This window comes from Brevundimonas sp. UBA5936, from assembly GCA_002430835.1.
Classification (GTDB): domain Bacteria; phylum Pseudomonadota; class Alphaproteobacteria; order Caulobacterales; family Caulobacteraceae; genus Brevundimonas.
In genome coordinates, this window is record DJDA01000022.1 from 367 (window position 1) to 25317 (window position 24951).

Genomic DNA, 24951 nt, shown 5'->3' on the forward strand with positions numbered 1-24951 from the left:
GGCGACATAGGCGGCGACGAAATCGGCGGCGACCAGGCTGCGCGAGCGTTCGATGAAGGCGGTCTGCACCTCTTCCAGCGTCAGCAGCCGTCCCGCCGTGGCCGTCAGGGCGGTGGCCAGGGCGCGCAGAATGTCGATCTCGCCCACGGCGTCGCCCGGCCGCAGGCGGCGCTGGCTCATCAGTTCGCGCAGCACCATCCGCGCCAGGGCGGCCGCCAGCAGGGGGAACTCGCCCGCCGCCAACCGCTCGCCCAGCCGCGCCGGCGGGCCTTCGACTGGCGGCACCAGCAAGGTCAGTCGCGGGTCATGGGCGAGAACGGCGCCGACCTCGCGCGGGGCGACCATACGCACGGCCGCCGCCAGGCTGGAGCCCTGATCCAGGCCGGGGCCGAGGATCTGGGCCAGACCCGCGCGCGATCCCAGAAGCTCGCACAGGATCTGCTCGACCGCGACGAACACCAGGGCGCGCGGCGGCCCCTCGATCGGCGCCCGATCGCAGATGTCCATCAGCCGCTCCAGCCGCGCCCGCGCGCCCGTCAGGCCGCGCAGCGACCCGGCCACCGCCCCGCCCATGAGGAAGGCCCGGTCGGGCGCCCCGGCCAGGCTGTGCGCCAGATCGGCGACGGATCGCGTCTCCAGATCGGCGAACGTCCGACTGCGGCCCGCCTTCAACAGCCGCTCGATCGCCTGTTCGGCCAGGCGTTGATAGTGGCGCATCAACTCATGCACCGACTGGCCGGGCACGGCCTGGGCCTCGGGCACCGCGACCTTCTGGATGGCGTGCTGCAGTTCCACGCCGGAGGCTTCCAGCCGTTCGGCCAGATCCGGCCGGTGCAGCAGCTCGAAGGCCGTCGCGCCCTGGCGCCCCAACCAGTCCTCCAGGATGCGGCCGATGGTCTCGCGCGCATGGGGGGCGTAGAGATCCTGCACCCCGCGACAGGAAGGGCCGCGCGGCTCGACCGGCGCCGGGCGCTTGCGCTTCAGTTCCGGCGCGCCACGCGTCAGGACGACGACGCTGGCGAACTCCATGGTCTCGGGGTCCAGGGTCTCCTTGGTGACGCGCACGGCCACGGCCTGACGGTCGCGCATCAGATCCTCGGCCGTCTCCATGGCGCGGCGGCGATCCTCCATCGCCTGCGACAGCGACCAGTCGTCCGGCGGCGTGCGGCGGATGTAGATTTCGTAGTGAACGGGACCGGCCATGGCGCTTTCGTGGACAGCAAGACGCCTATTCTGGCTTTCCAGGCTTTAAGGCGAGGTTTCGCCTTTTCCTCGCACGGGTTGAAAGGCAGAGTCGCGCAAACCATTTTGCAGTGGCCGTAAAGTCACCGCGAATGCATAGAACGGTTACGCTTGCCGCGCGTTACCGGATACGGCGGCCGATCAAGCGATCGACCCGCCCGCACTAAGGAGAAGCCCTTGGCTAACATCACCCTGGTCGACGACGACGAGAACATCGTGGCCTCCGTCTCTCTGGCGCTGGAAAGCCACGGCCATACGGTGACCGCCTATCACGACGGCGCCTCGGGCCTGGAAGCGCTGGAGGCCACCCCGCCGGACCTGGCCATCCTCGACGTCAAGATGCCGCGTATGGACGGCATGGAAGTGCTGCGCCGCCTGCGCCAGACCTCCAGCATTCCGGTCATCATGCTGACGTCCAAGGACGAGGAGATCGACGAGATCCTCGGCTTCAACCTCGGCGCCGACGACTATATCCACAAGCCCTTCAGCCAGCGCCTGCTGATCGAACGGGTCAAGGCCCTGCTGCGCCGCGCGGGCGTGGAAGGCCTGGACCCCATCGATCCGGCCGCCGTCGAAGCCGGCAAGGCGATCAAGCGCGGCAAGCTGTCGATGGACCCGGCGCGCCACGAATCGACCTGGGACGGCCGGCCGGTCAAGCTGACCGTCACCGAGTTCCTGCTGCTGCAAGCCCTGGCCCAGCGCCCCGGTTTCGTGAAGAGCCGCGACAATCTGATGGACGCCGCCTATGACGATCAGGTCTATGTCGACGACCGCACCATCGACAGCCATGTGAAACGGATGCGAAAGAAGTTCCGCATGGTCGACCCTGAGTTCGACGCTATCGAGACCCTGTATGGCGTCGGATACCGCTACCGCGAGAGCTGAACCTGAAGACGCCCCGGCGCGGCGCCGATTCCGCTTCGGCGGATCGCGCCTGGGCGGCTTCATCCTGGCCCTCAATCTTCTCAGCCTGCTGATCCTGTTCGGCGGCGCCCTGCTGCTCAACGAGTGGCGGCGCGGTCTGATCGAGGCGCGCCAGGAATCGCTCGGCGTCCAGGCTGAACTGCTGGCCAACGTCCTGGGCGAACTGGGCATCACCCAGGGCGATCCCTATCCCATGCTGGATGACCGCGCGGCCGCCCTGTGGCTGCGTGACAACTTCATCCCGGCGGGCCAGCGCGCCCGCCTGTTCGACATGGACGGGATCGAGGTGTCGGACTCCTATCGGGTCAGCGACGCCATCCCCGGCGCGCCCCTGCCTCCGGCCAATCCGGCGGGCACCGCCTTGGCCCCGACCGAGCCTTCACGCCGCGAAACCGCACGGTTGGCCCGCGCCGACGCCGAACTGTCGGCCGAGGTCGAGCGCGCGCTGCAGGGCACGCCTCAGGCCGCCATCCGCCGCAACGAAGAGGGAGAGCGCGTCGTCTCCGTCTCCCTGCCCGTGCGCCATGTGCAGCAGGTGCTGGGCGTGCTGACCCTGGAGGCCGGCGACGTCAACGCTACCCTGGACGCGCAACGCCGCGCGCTGATGCCTTTCGCCCTGGTGGCGCTGGCGGTGAATCTGCTGGCGTCGCTGGTGCTGCACCTGTTCGTGGCGCGGCCGGTGATGCGGCTGTCGGCAGCGGCGGACCAGGTGCGTCTACAGCGCGCCCGCGCCATCTCCCTGCCCGACCTCGAGGACCGCCGCGACGAGATCGGCGACCTGGCCCGCGCGCTTGAGTCCATGACCGACACCCTGTCGACGCGCATGGACGCCATCGAACGCTTCGCCGCCGACGTCAGCCACGAGATCAAGAACCCCCTGACCTCGATCCGCTCGGCGCTGGAGACTCTGCCCCTGGTCAAGACCGATGAGCAGCGGGCCCGCCTGACCAATCTGCTGCAGCAGGACGTGCGGCGGCTGGATCGCCTGATCACCGACATCTCCAATGCCTCGCGCCTGGACGCCGAACTGTCGCGCGACCGCCCGCGCGCCATCGATCTGAAGGAACTGCTGGGCGACATCATCGGCGTCTATGAGGCCGGTCAGAAGCCGGGCGAGCCCCCGGTGCGCTTCGTCCTGAGCGCCGACAGCGCCCGCGTCGTCGGCCGCGACATTCCTCTGGGCCAGGTGTTCCGCAACCTGATCGACAACGCCCGCTCCTTCAGCCCGCCCGACGGCGAAGTGCGGGTGAGCCTGGAGCGCGACGACAGCCAGCCCGACCTGCCCCTGCGCGTCCGCGTCGAAGACGACGGCCCCGGCATTCCGGCTGAAAACCTGGAGACGGTGTTCGAGCGCTTCTACACCTCACGGCCCAAGGGCACGGCCTTCGGCGCCAACTCGGGCCTGGGCCTGGCCATCGTGCGCCAGATCATCGACGCCCACGGCGGGCGCGTCCACGCCGAGAACCGCACCGGCCCCGACGGCGCCGTGGTCGGCGCCCGCTTCGAGGTGCGGTTGCCGGCGACGGGCAAGCGCCCGTGATCTGACGCTCATGACCGCGCCCCGCCAGCCCCTGCACGCCACTGTCGCCGCGCTCCGCCTCGGCGGCGCCTGGCGCGGCGTGCTGATCCAGGGACGATCCGGCGCCGGCAAGAGCGACCTGGCCCTGCGATTGATGCAGAACGGCTGGCGGCTGGTCGGCGACGATTGGGTGGACGTCTTCGCCTGCGAGGGCGTCCTCTACGCCGCCGCGCCCGCGACCATCGCCGGGCGGATGGAGGTGCGCGGCCTGGGCGTCGTCGGCCAGCCTTTCCTGCCCCTGGCGCGGATCGCCCTGTCGCTGCACCTGACCCATGAGCCGGTCGAGCGGATGCCAGAAAAGGCCCAGGACGTGATCGACGGAATCGCGATCCCACGCCTGGGTCTGGACCCTCGTCCCGCCTCAGCGCCCCTGGTCGTCGCGGCGGCGATGAACGTCGTCGCAACGCTTCCATGACGGCGCGACGACGGCGCCCTTTGATCCGCGCCGCGATTGCCCTATGAAACGAGGCTTGTCGCTCGTCGAGGCGAGCTGGGGATGTCTTTGGTGAAGCCTATATGATCGGGCTGGTGATCGTCACCCACGGGGGCCTGGCCTCCGAATTCCTGTCGGCGATGGAGCACGTGGTGGGGCCGCAGCGCGGCGTCGCCGCCATCTGCATCGGCCCTGAGGACGACATGGAGCGGCGCCGCCGCGACATCGTCGACGCCGCCGCCGCCGTCGATGAAGGCGAAGGCGTCATCCTGTTGACCGACATGTTCGGCGGCACGCCGTCCAACCTGGCCATCTCGGTGATGGAGCAGACCGGCGCCGAGGTCATCGCCGGGCTGAACCTGCCCATGCTGATCAAGCTGGCCAGCGTGCGCGGCCGCGAGACGTTGGAGGCTTGCGTGGCCCACGCCCAGGATGCGGGCCGAAAATACATCTCGGTGGCGTCGTGGGTGCTGGCGGGCGAGAAATGAGCGACGTCGCCCCTTCCGCCCAGGCGGTGCTGAACATCTGCAACCAGCGCGGCCTGCACGCCCGCGCCTCGGCCAAGTTCGTCAAGCTGGCCTCGGAGTTCGAATCCGAGATCCAGGTGACGCGCGACGGCGTGACCGTGGACGCCCGCTCGATCATGGGCCTGCTGATGCTGGGCGCCGGGATCGGCTGCGGCGTCGAGGTGAAAGCCGAGGGGCCGGACGCCGCCGAGGCCGTCGCCGCCCTTACCGACCTTGTGGCGCGTCGCTTCGACGAGGATCAATAGCCGTCAGGTCCGGCGGCGTGCGGACCACCCCGTCGCACTCGCCCTCCAGCGGCACCCGCACCCCGTCGCCGGAGCGATCGGTCCGGTCGCGGAACAGGGCCGCGCGCGCCAGGATGATCAGCGTCACCGGCGTCGTCACCGTGAAGAAGACCGCCACCAGAAGCTCGACCGGCATGAACCGCCCCTCGGCCGCGGTGAAGTAGACCACCGACCCGCCCAGGATCAGGAACATGCCCAGCGTCGCCCCCAGCGTCGGGGCGTGAACCCGCTCATAAAAGGTCTTGAGCCGCACCAGGCCCAGGGCGCCGACGAAGGTCAGGCCGGAACCGGCCAGCACCAGCCCCGCCGCCAGCAGCGCCGCCCAGGCCGGGACGTTTGCGGGAAAGCCGCTCATTCGATCACCTCGCCGCGCATCAGGAATTTGGCCAGGGCGACCGATGAGGTGAAGCCCAGCATGCCGATGATGACGGCCGCATAGAAATACAGGTGGCTGCCCGTCCGCACCCCGAAGGCGACGACCAGCAGCATCCCGGCCTGATAGACGGTGTCCAGGCCCAGGATGCGGTCCTGGGCGCGCGGCCCCTTGGCGATGCGCCAGACCCCGATCAGGGCCGCCCCGGCCAGGAACAGCTGCGCCACAACCAGCGCCCAGTAGAAGACGGCGCCGCTCATTCGAAGATCTCCATCAGGCGGCGCTCGTAGCGGTTCTTGATCCGACCCGCCCAGTCGTCCTCGTCATTCAGGTCGAGGATGTGCAGCAGGAGCACGCCCGTCGCATCCTCATACTCGACCCAGATGGTGCCCGGCGTGCTGGTGATGACCACCGCCAGCACCGCCAGGCCGTAGCGGTCGCGCATCTCCAGCGGAATATGGACGAAGCCCGAGACGCGGCTGTCGCGCGAGGCGTTCAGCCCCAGGACGACCAGGGCCACCTCCCAGTTCGACCGGATGATGTCGCGCGCGACCACCAGACCGAAGCTCAGCAGGGTCAGCGGTTTTCTGACGCGAACCGGCTCGACCTCCAGGGCGCGCATGATGTGGGGCGCGGCCAGGGCCATCAGCAGGGCCAGAGCCAGAGCCGGCGGCGCGGCCGATCCGCTGAGCAGCACCGAGGCCCCGAACAGGGCCAGCGACAGGATGGGGTGAGGCAGAACCGCCCGGATCATGAGCCGCCTCCCAGCACCGCGCGGACATAGGCGTCGGGCCGCACCAGCCAGTCGGCCGTGTGGTCGGCATAGGCGAAGCCCGCCTCGCCGAAGATCGCCAGGAAGATGCAGGCCGCCAACAGGCCCGCGATGGCCACGCCTTCGGCGGCGCCGACCACGACCGCCGGCTCTGCGTCGTCGTCCCGCGCCCACAGGGCCGCCATGCCCAGGCGCGTCAGCCCGATCAGGGCGCCCAGCGACGCCAGGGACAGGGCCGCGATCACGCCATAGCCTGCCCAGCCGCCGACGCCCGACAGGGCGTCCATCATGGCCAGCTTGCCGATGAAGCCCGCCAGCGGCGGCAGGCCCGCGATCATCAGTGTCGAGATCAGGAAGGCGCCGCCCAGGGCCGCCACCGCCGCCGGAATGACCAGACCGGGCTCGTTGCGCTCCTCGTCGTCAAAGGGATCGATGTACTCGTCCTCGAAGACGGCGCGGCCTGAGCGCGCGCCGGGATCCTGCCCCCGGTTCAGCACTTCGGCCAGCATGAACAGGGCGCCGCAGGCCAGGGTCGAGCCGACCAGGTAGAAGACCGCCCCGCCCAGGACGTCGGCGTTGCCGATGCCGACGGCCGCCAGCACCGTGCCCGACGAGACGATGACGGCGTAGGCGGCGGCGATCGACAGGTCGCGCGCGGCGATGATCCCGGCCGTGCCGAAGCCGATGGTCGCCAGGCCGCCCAGCAGGATCCACAGCTGGCCGAACCCGGCCGAGGCGCCGCTGTCCGGCGCGAACAGCAGGAAGCTGAGGCGGATGATCACATAGGCGCCGACCTTGGACAGGATGGCGAAGACGGCCGCCGCCGGGGCGCTGGCCGCCGAATAGGTGGTGGTCAGCCAGAAGCCCAGCGGCCACATGGCGCACTTGGTCAGGAAGGCCACGCCCAGGACGGCCGCGCCGACATGGAACAGGCCCCGGTCCGCCTCGGCGATCTGGGGGATGCGCACGGCCAGATCGGCCATGTTGAGGGTGCCGGTCACGCCGTAGATCAGGCTGACCCCGATCAGGAACAGCATGGAGGCGGTCAGGTTGACGGCGATATAGGCCAGGCCCGCCCGGATGCGCGCCTCGCCCGACCCATGCAGCGCCAGGCCGTAGGAGGCCGCCAGCATGATCTCGAAGAAGACGAAGAGGTTGAACAGGTCGCCCGTCAGGAAGGCCCCGTTGACCCCCATGACCAGCAACAGGAACAGGGCGTGGAAACGCGGCCCCGCCCGGTCCCATCGCGCCAGGGCGAAGATCATGGAGCAGGCGCCCAGGACGCTGGTCAGGGCCACCATCAGGGTCGACAGACGGTCCGCCACCAGGACGATGCCGAACGGCGCCGGCCAGTCGCCCAGTTGATAGACGCGAGCCGTGTCGCCCCCGCCCGTCGCCCCGGTCGCGCTCTCGTGCAGCAGGGCCAGGGCCATGGCCAGGATGGCCGCCATGGCGAACAGGCTGAGGCCGCCCTTCAGCAGGCGGCGGCGCTCGTCGAACAGCAGCATGGCCGCAGCGATGACCATGGGCAGAACGATCGGCCCGATGATCAGATGTTCCTGCCAGTCGGTCATTCGGGCGCCTCCTGGCCGTCGACATGGTCGCTGCCGGTCTCGCCGCGCGAGGCCAGCAGCACCACCAGGAACAGGGCCGTCAGGGCGAAGCTGATGACAATGGCCGTCAGCACCAGGGCCTGGGGCGTCGGATCGGCGTAGAGGGCCGGATCCTCGGCTCCCTTGCTGGTGATCGGCGGCGCGGCCGAGCGCAGCCGCCCCATGGAGAAGATGAACAGGTTGACCGCATAGGAAACCAGCGACAGGCCGATGATGACCTGGAAGGTGCGCGGGCGCAGCATCAGCCACACGCCCGAACCGGTCAGGACGCCGATGGCCAGGGCCAGGACGATCTGGGTCATTGCGCCCCTCCCTTCTGCTCGGCCTCGGCTTCCGCTTCAGCCTCGGCTTCCTCGATGCGCGCGCGGCGCAGCGACTGGTGGGCCAGGGCGACCAGCACCAGCACCGTGGCGCCGACCACCAGCACCACCACGCCCAGGTCGAACAGGACGGCGCTGGCCAGCGGCACCCGGCCCAGTAGCGGCAGGTCGGCGTACTGGAAATAGGTGGTCAGGAAGGGCTGATCGAAGATCCAGCCCACCGCCCCGCTGAGCGCGGCCAGCAGCAGGCCGACGCCGATCCAGATGATCGGGCGGATCTCCAGCCGTTCCTCCACCCAGCGGGCGCCGGACGACATGTATTGCAGGATGAAGGCGATCGACAGCGCCACCCCCGCCGCGAAGCCGCCGCCAGGCAGGTCATGCCCGCGCAGGAAGAGGTGCACGGCCAGAAGGATGATGAAGGGGAACAGCCAGCGCATCACCACGCCGGGAATCATCATGGTGTCGCTGAGGGTGTCGCCCTCGGTGCGGCCTTCGCGGGCGCGGTCCGAAGCGTCCTGCACCCGCTTCTGCATCGGCTGGGACAGGCTGTCGCTGGCCGGACGGAAGCGACGCAGCAGAGCCAGCACCGTTAGGCCGACGACGCCCAGGACGGTGATCTCGCCGAAGGTGTCGAAGGCGCGGAAGTCGACCAGGATGACGTTGACGACGTTGCGGCCGCCCGCCTCCTCATAGGCCTTCTCGACGAAGAAGCGCGACACGCCTTCGACCGGCGGGCGCACCATGACGGCCCAGGCGATCAGAGCCACGCCGGCGCCGGCGCAGACGGCGATCCCCCGGTCGAGACGACGACGCCAGCGGGCGCGGCGCTGCTCGGACTCGGGCACATGGATCTCGGCTAGGCGCTTGGGCAGCCAGCGCAGGCCCAGCAGCAGCAGCACCGTCGTCACCACCTCGACCACCAGCTGGGTCAGGGCCAGATCGGGCGCCGACAGCCAGACGAAGGTCAGGCAGCTGGCCAGACCCGCCCCGCCCATCAGGATGACGGCGGCCAGGCGGTGATATTTGGCCTGCCAGGCGGCGGCCAGGGCGCAGGCCCCGCCCGCCAGCCACAGGGCGGCGAAGGCCAGGTTGTGCGCCTGGGGAACGCGGAACTCGGGCCAGGTCAGGACGAAGCCGCCCGCCGCCGCCACAGCTGCTGACAGCAGGGCCGTCAGCAGGATCAGGCGCAGCTGCGGCTGCAGGCGCTGCGCGCCCAGATGGCGCACGATCCACTGCGACAGGTCCATCAGAATGACCTGGGACCGCTCGAACAGATAGCCGCCGTTCAGCCGCTTCATGCCCCAGGGGCCGCCGCGCGGATTGGCGTTCAGCGCCTTGCCGAACACGACATAGAGGCCGATCCCGCCCGCCATGGCGATGACGCTGAGCAGCAGCGGCAGGTTGAAGCCGTGCCACAGGGCCAGGCTGTATTGGGGCAGGTCAAAGCCCAGCATGGTCACGGCGGCGCTGCGCAGGAAGGGGCCGACGGTGATGGCCGGGAAGATCCCGACCAGCAGACACAGGGCCACCAGCACCTCGACCGGGCGCCGCATCCAGGCCGGCGGCTCATGCGGGACGCGGTCCAGCTCGGTCGGCGGCGGGCCGAAGAAGGTGCTGTGAATGAAGCGCAGCGAATAGAGGACGCTGAAGGCGCTCGCCAGCGTCGCCAGCACCGGCAGAGCCTGGTTCAGCGCCGAGGTCTGGGTGCTGGCCAGGGCCTCGGCCAGGAACATCTCCTTGGACAGGAAGCCGTTCAGCAACGGCACGCCCGCCATGGCGGCGGCGGCGACCATGGCCAGGGTGGCGGTGATCGGCATGAAGCGGATCAGGCCGCTGAGCTTGCGCATGTCGCGCGAGCCGGCCTCATGGTCGATGATGCCCGCCGCCATGAACAGGGAGGCCTTGAAGGTGGCGTGGTTGATGGTGTGGAAGATGGCGGCGATGGCGCCCAGGTCAGACCCCAGGCCCAGCAGCAGACAGATCAGGCCCAGGTGGCTGATGGTCGAATAGGCCAGCAGGCCCTTCAGATCGTGCTGGAAGATGGCGCACCAGGCCCCGACCAGCAGGGTCGTCAGCCCCAGGCCGCCGACCACGAAATACCACATCTCGGTCTCGCCGAAGACGGGCCAGAACCGCATCAGCAGGAAGACGCCCGCCTTCACCATGGTGGCCGAGTGCAGATAGGCGCTGACCGGCGTCGGCGCCGCCATGGCGCGCGGCAGCCAGATGTGGAACGGGAACTGGGCGCTCTTGGTCAGGGCGCCGATCAGGATCAGACCCAGGGCGACCGGGTACAGCGGGCTGGCCAGGATGACGTCGCGCGCGCCGATGACGGCGTCCAGCTCATAGCTGCCGACGATGCGCCCGATCAGGATCATGCCGACCAGCAGGGCCACCCCGCCCGTCGCCGTGATCGACAGGGCCATGCGCGCGCCCTCGCGCGCCGAGGCGTTCTGGTGCCAGTAGCCGATCAGCAGGAAGGAAAAGAGGCTGGTCAGCTCCCAGAAGACGACCAGCTGGATCAGATTGCCCGACAGCACCACGCCCTGCATGGCGCCCATGAAGGCCAGCAGGAAGGAGAAGAAGCGCGGCACCGGATCCTTCGGCGACATGTAGTAGCGCGCATACAGCACCACGAGCGCGCCGATCCCCAGGATCAGGGCGCTGAACAGCCAGGACAGGCCGTCCAGGCGAATGGTCAGATTGACCCCCAGAGACGGCAGCCAGGCCAGGGTCAGCTTCAGCACCTCGCCGTCCTGGAACCTGGGCCAGAGCACCGCCAGACAGCCGACGCTGATCAGGGCGATGATCCACGACAGGATGGCCGCAGCGGTGCGCGCATGGCGCGGCAGCCCCGAGGCGATCATGGCCCCGATGAAGGGCAGGACGAGAATGACAAGCAGAAGGAAGCTGGCGGGCACGGGCGTGTCGATCATCTCCGAAAAATTTTGGGACGGCGTCCGAAAGGCTGCGGATCGCGCCTCCTCGTTCTGCCAGAGTTTTTCCTAAGGGAAATGACGCGCTTGCGTCAAAGCGACGAGTTGGCGCGATTGTGACCGTAGCGGGAACGATTGGGGCGCGAAAAGACTAAGATTGATTCTAATAATCGTTCGCATTAAAGCGACCTCAGTTTCAACCGGGGTCTCGCCGATGCGCTCGCTACTCATGATTTCCGTCGGGCTGACCGCCCTCGCCGCCGCTGTTCCCGCCATCGCCGCGCCCGCCGTCGAAGACAATGCGATCGACCTGAACGAGCCCGTGCGCGTGGCCCCGGTCACCGTCGTCGGCACCCGCACCGAGCGCCGCGTCGACGAAGTGCCCGCCAGCATCAGCGTCATCACCGCCAAGGACATCGAGACCAACCTCGTCACCGACATCAAGGATCTGATCCGGTTCGAACCGGGCGTCAGCGTCCCGACCAGCCCCGCCCGCTTTTCGGCCGCCCTGTCCGGCGCCGGGCGCGACGGCAATTCCGGCTTCACCATTCGCGGCATGGGCGGCAACCGCGTGCTGATCGTGCAGGACGGGGTGCGCGTGCCGGACGGCTTCGCCTTCGGCGCCCAGTCGGTCGGTCGCGGCGGCTATAACGACCTGGATCTGGTCAAGTCGGTCGAGATCCTGCGCGGCCCGGCCTCGGCCCTCTATGGTTCGGACGGCATCGCCGGCGCCGTCAGCTTCACCTCGAAAGACCCGGCCGACTTCATCGAGGCGGGCCGCAACTTCGGCGCCCGTGCGCGCGTCGGCTACAACTCGGCCGACGAAGGCTGGACCGAGGGCCTGGCCCTGGCCGGACGCAGCGGCGCCTTCTCGGGCCTGCTGGCCTACACCCGCCGTGACGCTCAAGAGACCGAAAACATGGCCGAGACGGGCGGCGTCGGCGCGGCCCGCACCCAGCCCAACCCGCAGGATTTCGCCTCGAACGCCGTGCTGGCCAAGCTGGTCTGGGACGTGAACCCGGACCACGTCGTGCGCCTGACCTATGACCACTTCGACCAGGACATGAGCGGCGACGCCCTGAGCACCCGCGGCTCCAGCACCATGGCCATGCCCGGCCGCACCACCATCACCACCGTCAATCAGGTTCTGGCCGAGGACGAGACCCAGCGCGATCGCGTCAGCCTGGACTGGCGTTTCAGCGACTTCCTGGGCCTGGACAAGGGTTCGGTCGCCGGCTTCTGGCAGGAGGCGACGACCCGCCAGTTCACCTTTGAAGACCGCGACATCACCACCATCGTCGGCGCCGCGCCGCCGGTCACCGTCTCGGGCGACCGCACCCGCGACGTGACCTTCGACAACGCCGTCTGGGGCCTGGCGGCGCAGGGGTCCAAGAGCTTCGGCGGCGAGGCCGTCCGCCACCGCATCACCTTCGGCGCCGACTGGTCGCGCACGACCCAGGAAGGCGTCCGTGACGGCACCGTGCCGCCGACCGGCGAAACCTTCCCGACCCGCCCCTTCCCCAAGACCGAATTCGACCTGGCGGGCCTGTTCATTCAGGACGAGATCGACCTGCTGGGCGGCCGCCTCAGCATCATCCCGGCCCTGCGCTACGACTGGTATGAGCTGACGCCCAAGAAGGACGCCCTCTTCCCCGCCGCCGCCGAGAAGCAGAGCGACAGCCATCTGTCGCCCAAGATCGGCGTCATCTACTGGGCCGACGACCACTTCGGCCTCTTCGCCAACTACGCCCAGGGCTTCAAGGCGCCCTCGCCGATGCAGGTGAACAACTTCTTCGCCAACCCGGTGTTCGGCTATGAGTCCATCCCCAACCCGGACCTGAAGCCCGAGACGAGCGAGAGCATCGAGGGCGGCTTCCGCTTCCGCAACCTGGACCTCTTCGGCGGGAACCTGTCGCTGCAGACGACGGCCTTCCGCACGGAATACGACGACTTCATCAACCAGGTGGTGGTGCGCGGCACGGGCCGTCCCGGCGTCGACCCGCTGATCTATCAGTACGTCAACCTGACCACGGTGAAGATCTGGGGTCTGGAAGCGCGCGGCGACATCCATTGGGACAACGGCTTCTCGACCATCGTCGCCGCCTCCTTCGCCGACGGCGAACAGGAGACGGAGGGCGAGCGCGGCGCCCTGACCAGCGTCGATCCGATCAAGCTGGTCGGCGGCCTGAACTACGCCGCGCCCTCGGGCGTCTGGGGCGGGAGCGCCACCGTCACCTGGTCGGACAAGAAGTCGAACCACGAGTGCGGCGGCGGCCTGTGCTGGCCGGGCGAATCCTTCACCCTGCTGGACGTCACCGCCTATTGGAACGTGGCTGAGCGGGCCACCCTGCGCGCCGGCGTCTTCAACGTCTTCGACGAGAAATACGCCTGGTGGAGCGACGTGCGCGGCCTGAGCCGCCCCGCCGTCGGCGCCAGCCCCGGAACCCTGGACGCGTTCACCCAGCCGGGCCGCAACGTCGGCGTCTCCCTGAGCGTCCGCCTGTGACGCATCCGACCCCGCCCATCGCCAAGGAGCCTTCCATGCGCGCCATCCTGATCGCCGCCGCCCTGTTGACCGGGGCGGCGCCCGCCGCCCTGGCGACCGCCGCCGCCGCCCAATCGACGCAAGCCGCCGCACCCGCCCGCAGCCCTCAGTTCGAGCGCGACCGCCAGTCGATCCTGGCCCAGGCTGGCGAATTCCGCGTCCACTTCGACATGCGCGAAAACGTCAGCTTCCGCGCCGACTACGACCCGCTGGAGGAACAGCTCTCCGGCGGGACCGAGATCGTCCGCCTGGTCTACGACAACGGCGACCGCATCAGCCTGCAGCACATCCTGGTGATGGAGCACGGGGGCCAGAGCGTCGTCGTCAAACACTGGCGCCAGGATTGGGTCTATCAGCCGCAAACCGTCCTGACCTATGTCGGCGACAACAGCTGGCGCACCACGCCCGTCCCCGCCGCCGAGCGCGAGGGCGCCTGGTCCCAGACGGTGTGGCAGACGGACGATTCTCCGCGTTACGGCGGCGTCGGCCGCTGGACCTATGAGAACGGGCTGAGCGCCTGGACCTCCGGCCCGACCTGGCGGCCGCTGGCCCGCCGCGACGCCGTGCGCAACCCGGTCTACGACCGCTACCTCGGCACCAACCGCCATATCCTGAAGCATGACGGCTGGGTCCACATCCAGGACAACATGAAGCTGTCGGGCAAGGACGGCGGCGAGTTGGTCGCCATCGTGCAGGAAGACGTCATCAACAGCTATGACGCCTCGACCGCCTTCTCGCCCAAGGCGGGCGACGACTACTGGGCGGCGACGAAGACCTATTGGGCCGCCGTGCGCGACGCCTGGGACGCTGTGATCGCCCGCGACGGCGGCGTCCATGTCGCAGAGGAAGCCGAGACCGGCGCCATCACCGCCCCGCCCCTGATGAAGCTGGCCGATCAAGTCCAGGCTGGCGAGCTGACCACCGAGGCGGCCATCGCCCAGGCTCACGTCCTGATCGAGACGACCGCCCGCTGACGCAAAAAGCCCCCCGCTCCTGCCAGGAACGGGGGGCTTTTCAATTTCAGACGTTGGAGATCAGCCTTCGGCCAGCCGAAAGCATACGACATGCGGCGCCTCGCGGGCCTGCGCCTGACCGGGCGCCACAGCCACCAGCACCGCCGTCGCCAGCGCCAGACCCGCGATCGTCAGCGGTGCGATCGCCCGCGATGAAAACGTGAACTTCATCCGCATCCCCCTGTCTGCGATAGCGTCAGAGGCTAGGACCGCTTGGTGATGGTCCATGCACGTTTCGACGGCGATCCGGTTAAATTTCAGAGACAAGGACTTGGCGGAACATCGCTCTTCGGATGGTTTTTTCAGGCGAACGCTGCGGTACATGATGCCTTTTTGGCATTAAGTCTGAACAAATCGGCATTTTAGGTCATGACGCCCGGCGCCTAAGTTCGATCTCAACGAGAAACGTGGAGACGACAGGGTGCAGGGATCAGCGATCGAGTTCGTGGAGACGATCGTCCTCGACGTGCCGACCATCCGGCCGCACGTCCTGTCGGTCGCCACCATGCAGTCGCAGACCGTGGTCCTGGTGCGCCTGCGCTGCGCCGACGGGATCGAGGGGATCGGCGAAGGCACCACCATCGGCGGACTGACCTACGGCGGCGAAAGCCCCGAAGGCATCAAGCTGGCCATCGACGCCTATTTCGCGCCGCTGCTGATCGGCGCCGACACCACCCGCCCGGCCATCATCATGGAGCGGCTGCGTCGCTCGATCATCGACAACCGTTTCGCCAAGAACGCCGTCGAAACCGCCCTGCTGGACATTCAAGGCAAGCGTCTGGGCGTACCGGTCAGCGAACTGCTGGGCGGACGCATCCGCGACCGTCTGCCGGTGCTGTGGACCCTGGCCAGCGGCGACACCGCCCAGGACATCGCCGAGGCCGAGGCCATGCTGGCGTCGGGTCGGCACACCGCCTTCAAGCTGAAGATCGGCAAGCGCCCCGTGCAGGACGACGTGGCCCACGTCGCGGCGATCAAGCGCGCCCTGGGCGACCGGGCCAGCATCCGCGTCGACGTCAACCAGGCCTGGAGCGAGGCCGCCGCCAAGCGCGCCCTGCCCCTGTTGGCCGAAGCGGGCGTCGATCTGGTCGAGCAGCCGATCCGCGCCCATGCGACGGCGGGCATGGCCCGGCTGACGGCCATGGGCCTGATCCCCATCATGGCCGACGAAGCCCTGCACGGTCCCGAGAGCGGCTACGCCCTGGCCTGTGGTCAGGCGGCCGACGTCTTCGCCCTGAAGATCGCCCAGGCCGGCGGCCTGACCGAGGCCAAGCGCCTGGCCGGGATCGCCCAGGCGGCGGGCGTCGCCCTTTACGGCGGGACCATGCTGGAAGGGCCGGTCGGCACCATCGCCTCGGCGCAGCTGTTCGCCACCCTGCTCGAGATCGAGTTCGGCACCGAACTGTTCGGCCCCCTGCTGCTGACCGAGGAACTGCTGGTCGAGCCGCTGCACTACGCCGACGGCTGCCTGACCGTGCCGAATGGGCCGGGCCTGGGCGTTCAGTTGAACGAGGACGCCGTTGCGGCGCTCCGCCGCGATCGAGATTCCCGGACCTCGGTCATCACGCCCAAACTGGTTGCGGGGTAAGACGATGCTGTTTCATGTGACCATGGATGTGCGGATTCCGCACGACGCCGACCCGGCGAAGATCGACAGGCTGAAGGCCGAGGAGAAGGCCCGCGCCCAGGATCTGCAACGTCAGGGAATCTGGCGTCACCTGTGGCGCGTCGCGGGGCGATACAGCAACGTCAGCATCTTCGACGTCGCCGACGCCCAGACGCTGCATGACCTGCTCAGCACCCTGCCGCTGTTTCCCTACATGGACGTCCAGGTCACCGCCCTGTGCCGCCATCCGTCATCGATCCACGAGGACGATCGCTAAGAGCCCCCAAGGGCCAAGTACAATGGAGAGGAAGAAGACATGACCGAAGATTTCGTCGCCACGCCCGAGATTCAGCAGCTTCTCGACCGCGCCAGCGGCATGACCGTCGAAGGCGGCGATCCCCGGCTGAAGTCCATCACCCGCGACGTGGTCGAGGCCCTGATGCGCGTCATCGTCAAGCACGACGTCAGCGAGGACGAGTTCTGGGGCGCGATCAAATTCTTCCAGGACGGCGCCCAGGAGTTCGGCCTGATCGTTCCGGGTTCGGGTCTTGAGCACTTCATGGACCTGTTCCTCGACGCCAAGGACGCCGAAGCGGGCCGCACCGGCGGCACCCCGCGCACCATCGAAGGCCCCCTCTATGTCGAAGGCGCGCCGCTGGTCGAAGGCGACAGCGTCAACCTGACCGACGACGCCGACGACACCGACACCCTCTATATGACCGGCAACATCGTCGGCCCCGACGGCGTGGCGCCCGCCGACGCCATCCTTCACGTCTGGCACGCCAATTCGAAGGGCTTCTATTCCCACTTCGACCCGACCGGCGAACAGACCCCGTTCAACAACCGTCGCCGCATCAAGATCGGCGCGGACGGCCGCTACTACTTCAGCTCCAAGATCCCCAGCGGCTATTCGGTGCCGCCGAACGGCGCGACCGACCGGATGCTGAAGGCCATCGGCCGCCACGGCAACCGCCCGGCCCACGTCCACTTCTTCGTCGAGGCGCCCGGCTATCGTTCGCTGACGACCCAGATCAACTTCGGCGACGACCCGTTCGCGGCTGACGACTTCGCCTTCGCCACCCGCGACGGCCTGCTGCCGGTGCCGCAGCGTCAGGGCGACAGCGCCTATGTCGCCTTCGACTTCACCCTGCAGCGCGCCGCTGAAAAGACCGACGAAAGCCTGTCCGGCCGCGCCCGCGCGGCGGCCTGATCGAAAGACCTGCGGTTCGTGTCCAAGATTTTCGCTTCTCCCCGCGCCGCGCTCGAGGGCCTGTTGTTCGACGGCATGACCATCATGTCCGGCGGCTTCGGGCTCTCGGGCAATCCCGAGAGCCTGATCCCCGAGATCCGGGCTTCCAGGGTCGGCGGGCTGACCGTCATCTCCAACAATGCGGGCGCCGACGGCTTCGGCCTGTGGATGCTGCTGGAGAGCCGTCAGGTGAAGAAGATGATCTCCAGCTACGTCGGCGAGAACAAGCTGTTCGAGCAGCAGTATCTTTCGGGCGAGCTGGAGCTGGAACTGAACCCGCAGGGCACCCTGGCCGAACGCATCCGGGCGGGGGGCGCGGGCATCCCCGCCTTCTACACCAAGACCGGCGTCGGCACCGTCGTCGCCGAGGGCAAGCCCGTCGAGACCTTCGAGGGCGAAGACTATGTGCGCGAGACCTGGCTGCGCGCCGACCTGTCGATCATCAAGGCCTGGCGGGCCGACCCGGCCGGGAACCTGATGTTCCGCAAGACGGCGCGCAACTTTAATCCGAACATGGCGACGGCCGGAAAGACCACCGTGGTCGAGGTCGAGGAGATCGTCCCCGAAGGCGCCCTCGATCCCGACGCCATCCATACGCCGGGCATCTATGTCGACCGCATCGTCCTCTCGACCATCAATGAAAAGCGCATCGAGAAGCTGACGACGCGTCCGCGCGAGGAGGCCTCGGCATGAGTTGGACCCGCGACGAGATGGCGGCCCGCGCCGGGCAGGAACTGCGCGACGGCTACTATGTGAATCTGGGCATCGGCATACCGACGCTGGTCGCCAACCATGTGCCCGCGGGCGTCCGCGTCACGCTGCAAAGCGAGAACGGCCTGCTCGGCATCGGTCCCTTCCCGTTCGAGGGCGAGGCGGACCCCGACCTGATCAACGCCGGCAAGCAGACGGTGACCGTGCTGCCGACCTCGAGCTTCTTCTCCTCCGCCGACAGCTTCGCCATGATCCGGGGCGGCCATATCGACATGGCCGTGCTGGGGGCGATGGAGGTCGCCGCCAACGGCGATCTGGCCAACTGGACCATCCCCGGCAAGATGGTGAAGGGCATGGGCGGCGCCATGGATCTGGTCGCCGGGGTCAAGCGCATCGTCGTGGTGATGGATCACGTCGCCAAGGACGGCTCGCCCAAGATTCTGGAGCAATGCGCCCTGCCCCTGACCGGCCGGAAGGTCGTGGATCTGATCATCACCGATCTGGGCGTCATCGCCGTCGACCGCAAACAGGGCGGCCTGACGCTGATCGAGACCGCGCCCGGCGTGACGGTCGAGGAGATCACAGCCAAGACCGGCGCGCCGCTGGCCATCGCGGCGGCGGCGGCATGAGCGCCCCCACGCAAGCCTTCATCTGCGACGCCGTCCGCACGCCGGTCGGACGGCTGAACGGCGGGCTGTCGGCGGTGCGCGCCGACGATCTGGCGGCGATCCCGCTGCGGGCGCTGGCCGAACGCAACCCCGCGCTGGACTGGAGCGCCGTCGAGGACGTCATCCTGGGCTGCGCCAATCAGTCTGGCGAGGACAACCGCAATGTCGCCCGCATGGCCGTGCTGCTGGCGGGCCTGCCCGAGACCGTGCCGGGATCGACGATCAACCGTCTGTGCGGATCGGGCCTCAACGCCGTGGGGCTGGCGGCGCAGGCCATCCGCGCGGGCGAGGCCGAGCTGATGATCGCCGGCGGCGCCGAGAGCATGACCCGCGCCCCCTATGTGATGGGCAAGGCCGTGACCGCCTTCGACCGCGCCCAGACGATCGAAGACACGACGATGGGCTGGCGCTTCATCAATCCGGCCCTGCGCGCCGCCTATGGCGTGGATGCCATGCCCCAGACGGCGGAGAACGTCGCCGAACAGTGGGGCGTCACCCGCGAGGCGCAGGACGCCTTCGCCCTCGATAGCCAGACCAAGGCCGCCGCCGCCCTGACCTCGGGCCGGTTCGACGCCGAGATCACGCCCGTATCCGTGCCCCAGCGGCGCGGCGACCCCGTCGTCTTCGCAGTGGACGAACACCCGCGCGCCACCTCCCTCGACGCACTCGCCAGGCTGAAGCCGGTCGTGCGGCCGGACGGCACTGTGACGGCGGGCAACGCCTCGGGCCTCAATGACGGAGCGGCGGCGATGATCGTCGCCTCCGAGGCCGCCGCCCGCGACCACGGCCTGACCCCGCGCGCCCGCGTCGTCGCCATGGCGGCCTCGGGCGTGGCGCCGCGCATCATGGGCGTCGGCCCGGTCGAGACGGCGCGCAAACTATTCGCCCGCACCGGCCTGAGCATGGCCGACATGGATGTCATCGAGCTGAACGAGGCCTTCGCCGCGCAAGCCCTCGCCGTGCTGCAGGAGCTTCAGGTCGATCCGCGCGATCCGCGCCTGAACCCCAACGGCGGCGCCATCGCCCTGGGCCATCCGCTCGGGATGTCGGGCGCCCGTATCGTCATGACGGCGGTGGAGCAGCTTCACCGCACCGGCGGCCGATACGCCCTTTGCACCATGTGCATCGGCGTCGGTCAGGGCATCGGCATGATCGTGGAGCGGGTATGAGCGAGCAACACGTTACGCTCGGCGACGGCTGTCGTCTGGGCTATCGGTTCGACGGCCCTGAAGACGCGCCCGTGCTGCTGCTGTCCAACTCGCTGGGCACGCGGATGGAGATGTGGGACGCGCAGATGGCCGCCTTCTCCGCCCGGTTCCGGGTGCTGCGTTATGACAGCCGGGGACACGGCGCCTCGGACGCGCCTGCGGGCGCCTACGGTCTCGATCGGCTGGGCCGCGACGTGGTGGAGTTGCTCGACGCGCTTGGCCTAGAGCGCGTCGCCTTCTGCGGCCTGTCGCTAGGCGGCATGGTAGGTCAGTGGCTGGGGGTGCGCGCGCCCGAACGGCTTGAGCGGCTGGTGCTGGCCAACACCTCGGCCTTCATGGGGCCGCCCTCGGCCTGGGATGCGCGCATCGCCGGCGCCCTGTCGCAGGGCATGGCGCCGCTGGCGGCGGCCTCGGTCGCACGCTGGTTCACGCCGGACTTCGCCGCTCGCGCGCCCCGCCCCATCTCCGTCATCGAGGCCGGGCTGCTGGCGACCTCGCCGCAGGGTTACGCCGGGTGCTGCGCCGCCATCCGCGACATGGACTTAAGGCGGCTGGGCGGATTGATTACGACGCCGACGCTGGTCATCTCGGGCGCCGCCGATCCAGCCACCCCGCCCGACCATGCCGCCGCCCTGGTGAAGGCCATCCCTGAGGCCCAGCTGAAGGTGCTGGACGGCGCACACCTGTCGAACGTCGAACAGCCCGACCTCTTCGCAGGGGCCGTGCTCAGCTTCCTCGCGGCCTGATCTGGCTGCGGGTGCGTTCGCGCACCAGGGCGCAGAAGCCGCCCAGCACCGACGATCGGTTGTCGCGCAGATAGGCCAGGCTCAGCTGCGTTTCCTGCTCCTCGCCCAGCAGGGGGCGATAGGCGACGCCGTGCAGCTGGGCGTCCGAGGTCGATTCCGGCACGATCGACACCCCCGCCCCCACCGACACCAGCGACAGTGCCGTCTGGATCTCCAGCGTCTCCTGCGCGATCTCAGGTGTGAAGCCCTCGGCGCGGCACAAGTCCAGCACATGGTCGGCGAAGCTGGGCCGGGGCTGACGCGGGTAAAGGATGAAGGGCCGCACCGCCAGATCGGCCAGGGCGATATGGCTCTGTTCGGCCAGGACGTCGGTGTCGGGCAGGGCCACGATCAGCGGCTCGCGCTGAACCACCTCGCTGACGATGTCGGGATCCTGAATGCCCGGCCGCGCGAAGGCCACGTCGATGGAGCGGTCGCGCAGCGCCACCCGCAGTTCGGCCGTGTTCATGGCGTGCAGCACCAGTTCGACCTCGGGATACTGTTCGCGATAGGCGTTGAAGACCCCCGGCAGGATCGAGAACGTCGCCGAGCCGACGAAGCCCACCTGGATCACCCCGACCAGCCCCTCGGCCGCGCGGCGCGCCACGCGCACGGCGTCGGCCACCCGCGCCTGAATGTCGCGGGCGCGCGGCAACAGGGCCTCGCCCGCCGGGGTCAGCTGGATGACGCTGCGGCTGCGGTCGAACAGCAGGGCGCCGATGGCGTTCTCAAGACTGGCGATCTGACGGCTGAGGGCGGGCTGGGCGATGAAGAGGCGTTCAGCCGCGCGGCCGAAGTGCAGTTCTTCGGCCACGGCAAGAAAATAGCGCAGACGCCGCACATCGACGCCCGAAAGGACGGCGCGCGGCAGAGGTTCCGGCATCGGCGAGCGTTTCATTCCAACATCAGAGCCTGACGCCCGGCCGCAAGGCAATAACCAAAAGGCATCAGACTCTGCCCTTTTTGTATTGGCCCATTATCAGACCCTCCGACAGTCTTCGTTTCAGGGACAAGCAACGAGCCGCGAAAAGCGGCCCAACCCAGGAAACGAACATGACAGCGGCGCCCAGCCCGATCACGCGACCCTGCCCGGTTCCGGGCAGCCGACCCAAGCTCCAGACCGTTGTCCGCCATATGACGGACAGCGGCATCGTGGAGTTCGACTTCATCTACGGCGACCCGGACCTGAGCGTCGAACTGGTTCTGCCGATCGCCGCCTTCAAGGAATTCTGCCTTGAGAACGGCTGCCTGGTGACCGCCGCCGATCCCGCCGCCAGCCACGCCGTGCTGCGCCTCGTCAAGGACGGCCCCGCCGTCGCCCCCGTGTCTGTTGGAGCGTCACAATGAACATCGACCTCAAGGCCGAGGCGATCACGCCGCGGCGTCACACCTTCTCGCACATCGCGCGACGGTTCGGCGTCGACAAGCCCGCCTCTCGCTATGACGAGGCGACCTATGACGTGCAGCCGATGGTCAACTTCCACTATCGGCCGACCTATTCGCCCGAATTCGAGCTGTACGACCCACGTCGCACGCGCATCGTGATGAAGGACTGGTACGTCTTCCGCGACCCGCGCCAGTTCTACTACGCCTCCTACAACATCAGCCGCGCGGCCATGCAGCAGTCGTTCGACGACGCCGTGAACTTCGTCGAGAAGCGCGACCTGGTCGCCGGCGTCGATCCGGCCTGGCGCGACCTGTTCGCCGCCTATCTGCTGCCGCTGCGCCATGTCGAGTGGGCGGCGAACATGAACTGCCAGCTGATGGCCGACTGGGGCTTCGGCACGCAGATCACCTCGGCGGCGGCCTTCTGCGGCGCCGATCGGCTGGGCATCGCCCAGGTCATTTCGCGCATCGGCCTGCTGCTGGGTCAGGGAACCGAAAGCGCCCTGGCCGAAGCCAAGACCCAATGGCTGGAGGCCGATGTCTGGCAGCCGATGCGCCGCCTGGCCGAGGACCAGATGGTCGTCCACGACTGGTTCGAGCTGTATGTCGCCCAACTGATCGTGCTGGACGGCTATATCTATCCGCTGGTCACCGGCGCCTTCGACCGCGCCGGCGCCGCGCACAACGGCGCGCCCTTGTCGATGATGACCGGCTTCCTCGGCGACTGGTACGCCGACAACAGCCGCTGGACCGACGCCGTGGTCAAGGCGGCGGCTGCTGAATCGGACGCCAACCGCATCGTCCTGGGCGAGTGGTTCGAGCGCTGGTCCGCCCGCGCCGAAGAGGCCGTCCGCCCGATCGCCGCCATGGTGCTGGGCGCTGAAGGCGACGCCGCTGTGGACGCAGTCGGTGCGCGTCTGCGCGAGCGGATGGTCGGCCTGAACGCCCTGGAAGCCCAGGAGATGGCGGCATGATCAAGCCCGTTTCGATCAGCATTCAAAACACTCAGGATGGCTTCGCCATCGTCGAAGCCATCCTGGCCGACAACCCCGAGGCCCAGAGCACCCCCTTGCCGGCCATGACCAAGATCGACTGCCCCGGTCGGCTGGAGATCCGCGCCGAAAGCGTTTCCGAACGCCTGGGCCGCGACTGGGATCCTCAGGAAATTCACCTCAGCGTCATCTCCCTGTCCGGTTCGGTGGACGAGGACGACGGCTCTCTGATCATCTTCTGGAGATAGGCATGACCCCGCGCAAAATGAGCCTGAAGCAGAAATACGGCGCCTATACGCGAGGTCTGGACTGGAAACCGACCTATCAGAGCGCCGACGACATCTTCCCCTTCGCCAAATATGAAGGGATCAAGATCCACGACTGGGACGCCTGGGAAGACCCCTTCAAGCTGACCATGGACGCCTATTGGAAGTTCCAGGCGGAGAAGGAGCGCAAGCTCTACGCCGTCATCGACTCCATGGCCCAGAACAACGGCCAGCTGGGCATCACCGACGCCCGCTATCTGAACGCGGTCAAGCTGTTCATCCAGGGCGTGACGCCGCTGGAGTACCAGGCGCACCGTCACTTCGCCCACCTGGCGCGACATCTGCCGGGCGCGGGCCTGCGCGTGGCGGCGCAGATGCAGTCGATCGACGAACTGCGTCACTGCCAGACGCAGATCCACACCATCAGCCACTACAACAAGTATTTCGACGGCATCCATGACTTCGCCCACATGCATGACCGCCTGTGGTATCTTTCGGTGCCCAAGTCCTTCTTCGACGATGCGACCAGCGCCGGGCCGTTCGAGTTCCTGACCTCGATCAGCTTCGCCTTCGAATACGTCCTGACCAATCTGCTGTTCGTGCCCTTCATGTCGGGCGCGGCCTATAACGGCGACATGGCGACGGTGACGTTCGGCTTCTCGGCCCAGTCTGACGAGAGCCGCCACATGACGCTGGGCCTCGAAGCCGTCCGCTTCCTGCTGGAGCAGGACGAGGCCAATGTGCCGATCGTCCAGGGCTGGATCGACAAGTGGTTCTGGCGCGGATACCGCCTGCTGTCCCTGGTCGGCATGATGATGGACTATATGCTGCCCAAGAAGGTCATGTCCTGGGGCGAGGCGTGGGAGACCTATTATGAGCAGGCGGGCGGCGCCCTGTTCGCCGACCTGGCCCGCTACGGCATCCGCGAGCCGAAATACGCCGACGTCGCCAAGGCCGAAAAGGGCCACATGACGCACCAGGCGTGGGGCATCTTCTACAACTACACCCACGCCGCCGCCATGCACACCTGGGACATCGACGAGGCCCACATGGCCTGGCTGCGCGAGAAGTATCCCGACACCTTCGCCCAGCACTATGAGCCGCGCTATCGCAAGTGGCGCGAACAGGCCGAGGAAGGCAAACGCTTCTACAACGACGGCCTGCCCCAGCTGTGTCAGGTCTGCCAGATCCCCATGGCCTTCACCGAGGTCGGCGATCCGAACACCATCAGCTTCCGCGTCTCGGAGCATGGCGGCGACAAGTTCCACACCTGTTCGGACGGCTGCAAGGACATCTTCGACCACGAGCCGGAGAAGTACGCCCAGGCCTGGCTGCCGGTGCACCAGATCTTCCAGGGCGCCTGCGGCGGGGCGACCCTGCCCGAGGTGCTGGACTGGTATCACATCAATCAGGGGGCCGATAACATGGACTACGCCGGGTCCCCCGAAGAAGAGCAGTGGAACCGCTGGATGGAGGGGCGCCGCCCCGTCGTCCCGGTCGCAGCGGAATAAGGACG

Annotated in this window: 27 protein-coding genes; 18 read left to right on the plus strand and 9 right to left on the minus strand. The window is 68.2% G+C overall.

Annotated features, from left to right (window positions below; all coding sequences use genetic code 11):
* The coding region (locus B2Y21_RS01840; protein ID WP_292056391.1) for a hypothetical protein at nt 1–1203 on the minus strand (1203 nt) is incomplete at its 3' end.
* A 216-nt stretch (nt 1204–1419) separates the two neighbouring features.
* On the opposite strand from B2Y21_RS01840, the gene B2Y21_RS01845 reads away from it, so the two are divergent.
* From B2Y21_RS01845 to B2Y21_RS01865, 5 genes are all read left to right on the plus strand, one after another.
* Nucleotides 1420–2127: a response regulator transcription factor gene (locus B2Y21_RS01845; protein ID WP_087139151.1), complete on the plus strand. Its 708-nt coding sequence runs from the start codon at nt 1420–1422 to the stop codon at nt 2125–2127.
* On the plus strand, nt 2096–3706 hold the full coding sequence (locus B2Y21_RS01850; RefSeq protein ID WP_292056394.1) for an ATP-binding protein: 1611 nt from the start codon (nt 2096–2098) through the stop codon (nt 3704–3706). Before B2Y21_RS01845 ends, B2Y21_RS01850 begins: the two co-directional genes overlap by 32 nt.
* 10 nt (nt 3707–3716) lie before the next feature.
* Nucleotides 3717–4160, plus strand: a complete 444-nt coding sequence (locus tag B2Y21_RS01855; protein WP_292056396.1) for an HPr kinase/phosphorylase — start codon at nt 3717–3719, stop codon at nt 4158–4160.
* 101 nt (nt 4161–4261) lie between these two features.
* The gene (locus tag B2Y21_RS01860) at nt 4262–4666 is read left to right on the plus strand and encodes a PTS sugar transporter subunit IIA (protein WP_003164212.1); all 405 of its coding nucleotides are present in this window, start codon (nt 4262–4264) and stop codon (nt 4664–4666) included.
* Nucleotides 4663–4950, plus strand: a complete 288-nt coding sequence (locus B2Y21_RS01865; protein WP_087139155.1) for an HPr family phosphocarrier protein — start codon at nt 4663–4665, stop codon at nt 4948–4950. The genes B2Y21_RS01860 and B2Y21_RS01865 overlap by 4 nt, the downstream gene beginning before the upstream one ends.
* Here B2Y21_RS01865 and mnhG read toward each other — a convergent pair.
* The 6 genes from mnhG to B2Y21_RS01895 are packed head-to-tail and all read right to left on the minus strand — an operon-like array spanning nt 4910 to nt 11006.
* Entirely contained in the window at nt 4910–5344 is a 435-nt protein-coding gene (gene mnhG / locus B2Y21_RS01870; RefSeq protein WP_292056400.1) for a monovalent cation/H(+) antiporter subunit G, read from the minus strand. The genes B2Y21_RS01865 and mnhG overlap by 41 nt on opposite strands.
* Nucleotides 5341–5622 (minus strand): K+/H+ antiporter subunit F, encoded by a 282-nt coding sequence (locus tag B2Y21_RS01875; RefSeq protein ID WP_292056402.1) that lies wholly within the window; start codon nt 5620–5622, stop codon nt 5341–5343. Before B2Y21_RS01875 ends, mnhG begins: the two co-directional genes overlap by 4 nt.
* Nucleotides 5619–6116: a Na+/H+ antiporter subunit E gene (locus B2Y21_RS01880; RefSeq protein ID WP_292056404.1), complete on the minus strand. Its 498-nt coding sequence runs from the start codon at nt 6114–6116 to the stop codon at nt 5619–5621. Before B2Y21_RS01880 ends, B2Y21_RS01875 begins: the two co-directional genes overlap by 4 nt.
* The gene (locus B2Y21_RS01885) at nt 6113–7708 is read right to left on the minus strand and encodes a monovalent cation/H+ antiporter subunit D (RefSeq protein WP_292056405.1); all 1596 of its coding nucleotides are present in this window, start codon (nt 7706–7708) and stop codon (nt 6113–6115) included. Before B2Y21_RS01885 ends, B2Y21_RS01880 begins: the two co-directional genes overlap by 4 nt.
* Nucleotides 7705–8049 carry a Na+/H+ antiporter subunit C gene (locus B2Y21_RS01890; RefSeq protein WP_003164218.1) on the minus strand — a complete coding sequence of 115 codons (345 nt, stop codon included), beginning with the start codon at nt 8047–8049 and terminating at the stop codon, nt 7705–7707. The genes B2Y21_RS01885 and B2Y21_RS01890 overlap by 4 nt, the downstream gene beginning before the upstream one ends.
* The gene (locus B2Y21_RS01895; protein WP_292056408.1) at nt 8046–11006 is read right to left on the minus strand and encodes a monovalent cation/H+ antiporter subunit A; all 2961 of its coding nucleotides are present in this window, start codon (nt 11004–11006) and stop codon (nt 8046–8048) included. Before B2Y21_RS01895 ends, B2Y21_RS01890 begins: the two co-directional genes overlap by 4 nt.
* Before the next feature lie 214 nt (nt 11007–11220).
* On the opposite strand from B2Y21_RS01895, the gene B2Y21_RS01900 reads away from it, so the two are divergent.
* Nucleotides 11221–13512: a TonB-dependent hemoglobin/transferrin/lactoferrin family receptor gene (locus tag B2Y21_RS01900; protein ID WP_292056410.1), complete on the plus strand. Its 2292-nt coding sequence runs from the start codon at nt 11221–11223 to the stop codon at nt 13510–13512.
* A gap of 35 nt (nt 13513–13547) precedes the next feature.
* Nucleotides 13548–14525, plus strand: a complete 978-nt coding sequence (locus B2Y21_RS01905) for a DUF6607 family protein (protein ID WP_292056412.1) — start codon at nt 13548–13550, stop codon at nt 14523–14525.
* 60 nt (nt 14526–14585) lie between these two features.
* On the opposite strand, the gene B2Y21_RS01910 is transcribed toward B2Y21_RS01905, so the two are convergent.
* Complete coding sequence (locus tag B2Y21_RS01910; RefSeq protein WP_292056413.1) at nt 14586–14888, minus strand: hypothetical protein; 303 nt, start codon at nt 14886–14888, stop codon at nt 14586–14588.
* Between the two features lie 97 nt (nt 14889–14985).
* On the opposite strand from B2Y21_RS01910, the gene B2Y21_RS01915 reads away from it, so the two are divergent.
* From B2Y21_RS01915 to pcaD, 7 genes are read left to right on the plus strand one after another with little or no spacing between them, the layout of a single operon-like run.
* Nucleotides 14986–16152 carry a muconate/chloromuconate family cycloisomerase gene (locus tag B2Y21_RS01915; protein ID WP_292056415.1) on the plus strand — a complete coding sequence of 389 codons (1167 nt, stop codon included), beginning with the start codon at nt 14986–14988 and terminating at the stop codon, nt 16150–16152.
* A gap of 4 nt (nt 16153–16156) precedes the next feature.
* On the plus strand, nt 16157–16447 hold the full coding sequence (catC, locus tag B2Y21_RS01920) for a muconolactone Delta-isomerase (protein WP_200165468.1): 291 nt from the start codon (nt 16157–16159) through the stop codon (nt 16445–16447).
* Nucleotides 16448–16486: 39 nt separating this feature from the next.
* Nucleotides 16487–17380, plus strand: coding sequence for a dioxygenase (locus B2Y21_RS01925; RefSeq protein ID WP_292056419.1), 894 nt, complete (start codon nt 16487–16489; stop codon nt 17378–17380).
* Nucleotides 17381–17398: 18 nt separating this feature from the next.
* Nucleotides 17399–18112, plus strand: coding sequence for a CoA transferase subunit A (locus B2Y21_RS01930; RefSeq protein ID WP_409410738.1), 714 nt, complete (start codon nt 17399–17401; stop codon nt 18110–18112).
* Entirely contained in the window at nt 18109–18759 is a 651-nt protein-coding gene (locus B2Y21_RS01935) for a 3-oxoacid CoA-transferase subunit B (RefSeq protein ID WP_292056422.1), read from the plus strand. The genes B2Y21_RS01930 and B2Y21_RS01935 overlap by 4 nt, the downstream gene beginning before the upstream one ends.
* The gene (gene pcaF / locus B2Y21_RS01940; RefSeq protein ID WP_292056425.1) at nt 18756–19967 is read left to right on the plus strand and encodes a 3-oxoadipyl-CoA thiolase; all 1212 of its coding nucleotides are present in this window, start codon (nt 18756–18758) and stop codon (nt 19965–19967) included. Before B2Y21_RS01935 ends, pcaF begins: the two co-directional genes overlap by 4 nt.
* Entirely contained in the window at nt 19964–20752 is a 789-nt protein-coding gene (pcaD, locus tag B2Y21_RS01945; protein ID WP_292056429.1) for a 3-oxoadipate enol-lactonase, read from the plus strand. Before pcaF ends, pcaD begins: the two co-directional genes overlap by 4 nt.
* Here the strand turns inward: pcaD and B2Y21_RS01950 are convergent.
* Entirely contained in the window at nt 20733–21689 is a 957-nt protein-coding gene (locus tag B2Y21_RS01950) for a LysR family transcriptional regulator (protein ID WP_292056431.1), read from the minus strand. The two genes, pcaD and B2Y21_RS01950, sit on opposite strands and share 20 nt — an antisense overlap.
* A 155-nt stretch (nt 21690–21844) precedes the next feature.
* Here B2Y21_RS01950 and B2Y21_RS01955 point away from each other — a divergent pair, with 155 nt between their 5' ends.
* The 4 genes from B2Y21_RS01955 to B2Y21_RS01970 are packed head-to-tail and all read left to right on the plus strand — an operon-like array spanning nt 21845 to nt 24946.
* On the plus strand, nt 21845–22138 hold the full coding sequence (locus B2Y21_RS01955) for a phenol hydroxylase subunit (protein WP_292056434.1): 294 nt from the start codon (nt 21845–21847) through the stop codon (nt 22136–22138).
* Nucleotides 22135–23151, plus strand: a complete 1017-nt coding sequence (locus B2Y21_RS01960) for a phenol hydroxylase (protein ID WP_292056438.1) — start codon at nt 22135–22137, stop codon at nt 23149–23151. The genes B2Y21_RS01955 and B2Y21_RS01960 overlap by 4 nt, the downstream gene beginning before the upstream one ends.
* Nucleotides 23148–23417, plus strand: coding sequence for an MmoB/DmpM family protein (locus B2Y21_RS01965; protein WP_200165483.1), 270 nt, complete (start codon nt 23148–23150; stop codon nt 23415–23417). The genes B2Y21_RS01960 and B2Y21_RS01965 overlap by 4 nt, the downstream gene beginning before the upstream one ends.
* A 2-nt stretch (nt 23418–23419) precedes the next feature.
* The gene (locus B2Y21_RS01970) at nt 23420–24946 is read left to right on the plus strand and encodes an aromatic/alkene/methane monooxygenase hydroxylase/oxygenase subunit alpha (protein ID WP_289647617.1); all 1527 of its coding nucleotides are present in this window, start codon (nt 23420–23422) and stop codon (nt 24944–24946) included.
* The last annotated feature ends 5 nt before the right edge of the window (nt 24947–24951 follow it).

Coding starts and splice junctions, on each gene's coding strand:
- B2Y21_RS01850 (WP_292056394.1), top strand. CDS start 2,096: ATGGCGTCGGATACCGCTACCGCGAGAGCTGAACCTGAAGACGCCCCG.
- B2Y21_RS01855 (WP_292056396.1), top strand. CDS start 3,717: ATGACCGCGCCCCGCCAGCCCCTGCACGCCACTGTCGCCGCGCTCCGC.
- B2Y21_RS01860 (WP_003164212.1), top strand. CDS start 4,262: ATGATCGGGCTGGTGATCGTCACCCACGGGGGCCTGGCCTCCGAATTC.
- B2Y21_RS01865 (WP_087139155.1), top strand. CDS start 4,663: ATGAGCGACGTCGCCCCTTCCGCCCAGGCGGTGCTGAACATCTGCAAC.
- mnhG (WP_292056400.1), bottom strand. CDS start 5,344: ATGAGCGGCTTTCCCGCAAACGTCCCGGCCTGGGCGGCGCTGCTGGCG.
- B2Y21_RS01875 (WP_292056402.1), bottom strand. CDS start 5,622: ATGAGCGGCGCCGTCTTCTACTGGGCGCTGGTTGTGGCGCAGCTGTTC.
- B2Y21_RS01880 (WP_292056404.1), bottom strand. CDS start 6,116: ATGATCCGGGCGGTTCTGCCTCACCCCATCCTGTCGCTGGCCCTGTTC.
- B2Y21_RS01885 (WP_292056405.1), bottom strand. CDS start 7,708: ATGACCGACTGGCAGGAACATCTGATCATCGGGCCGATCGTTCTGCCC.
- B2Y21_RS01890 (WP_003164218.1), bottom strand. CDS start 8,049: ATGACCCAGATCGTCCTGGCCCTGGCCATCGGCGTCCTGACCGGTTCG.
- B2Y21_RS01895 (WP_292056408.1), bottom strand. CDS start 11,006: ATGATCGACACGCCCGTGCCCGCCAGCTTCCTTCTGCTTGTCATTCTC.
- B2Y21_RS01900 (WP_292056410.1), top strand. CDS start 11,221: ATGCGCTCGCTACTCATGATTTCCGTCGGGCTGACCGCCCTCGCCGCC.
- B2Y21_RS01905 (WP_292056412.1), top strand. CDS start 13,548: ATGCGCGCCATCCTGATCGCCGCCGCCCTGTTGACCGGGGCGGCGCCC.
- B2Y21_RS01910 (WP_292056413.1), bottom strand. CDS start 14,888: ATGTACCGCAGCGTTCGCCTGAAAAAACCATCCGAAGAGCGATGTTCC.
- catC (WP_200165468.1), top strand. CDS start 16,157: ATGCTGTTTCATGTGACCATGGATGTGCGGATTCCGCACGACGCCGAC.
- B2Y21_RS01925 (WP_292056419.1), top strand. CDS start 16,487: ATGACCGAAGATTTCGTCGCCACGCCCGAGATTCAGCAGCTTCTCGAC.
- B2Y21_RS01935 (WP_292056422.1), top strand. CDS start 18,109: ATGAGTTGGACCCGCGACGAGATGGCGGCCCGCGCCGGGCAGGAACTG.
- pcaF (WP_292056425.1), top strand. CDS start 18,756: ATGAGCGCCCCCACGCAAGCCTTCATCTGCGACGCCGTCCGCACGCCG.
- pcaD (WP_292056429.1), top strand. CDS start 19,964: ATGAGCGAGCAACACGTTACGCTCGGCGACGGCTGTCGTCTGGGCTAT.
- B2Y21_RS01950 (WP_292056431.1), bottom strand. CDS start 21,689: ATGAAACGCTCGCCGATGCCGGAACCTCTGCCGCGCGCCGTCCTTTCG.
- B2Y21_RS01955 (WP_292056434.1), top strand. CDS start 21,845: ATGACAGCGGCGCCCAGCCCGATCACGCGACCCTGCCCGGTTCCGGGC.
- B2Y21_RS01960 (WP_292056438.1), top strand. CDS start 22,135: ATGAACATCGACCTCAAGGCCGAGGCGATCACGCCGCGGCGTCACACC.
- B2Y21_RS01965 (WP_200165483.1), top strand. CDS start 23,148: ATGATCAAGCCCGTTTCGATCAGCATTCAAAACACTCAGGATGGCTTC.
- B2Y21_RS01970 (WP_289647617.1), top strand. CDS start 23,420: ATGACCCCGCGCAAAATGAGCCTGAAGCAGAAATACGGCGCCTATACG.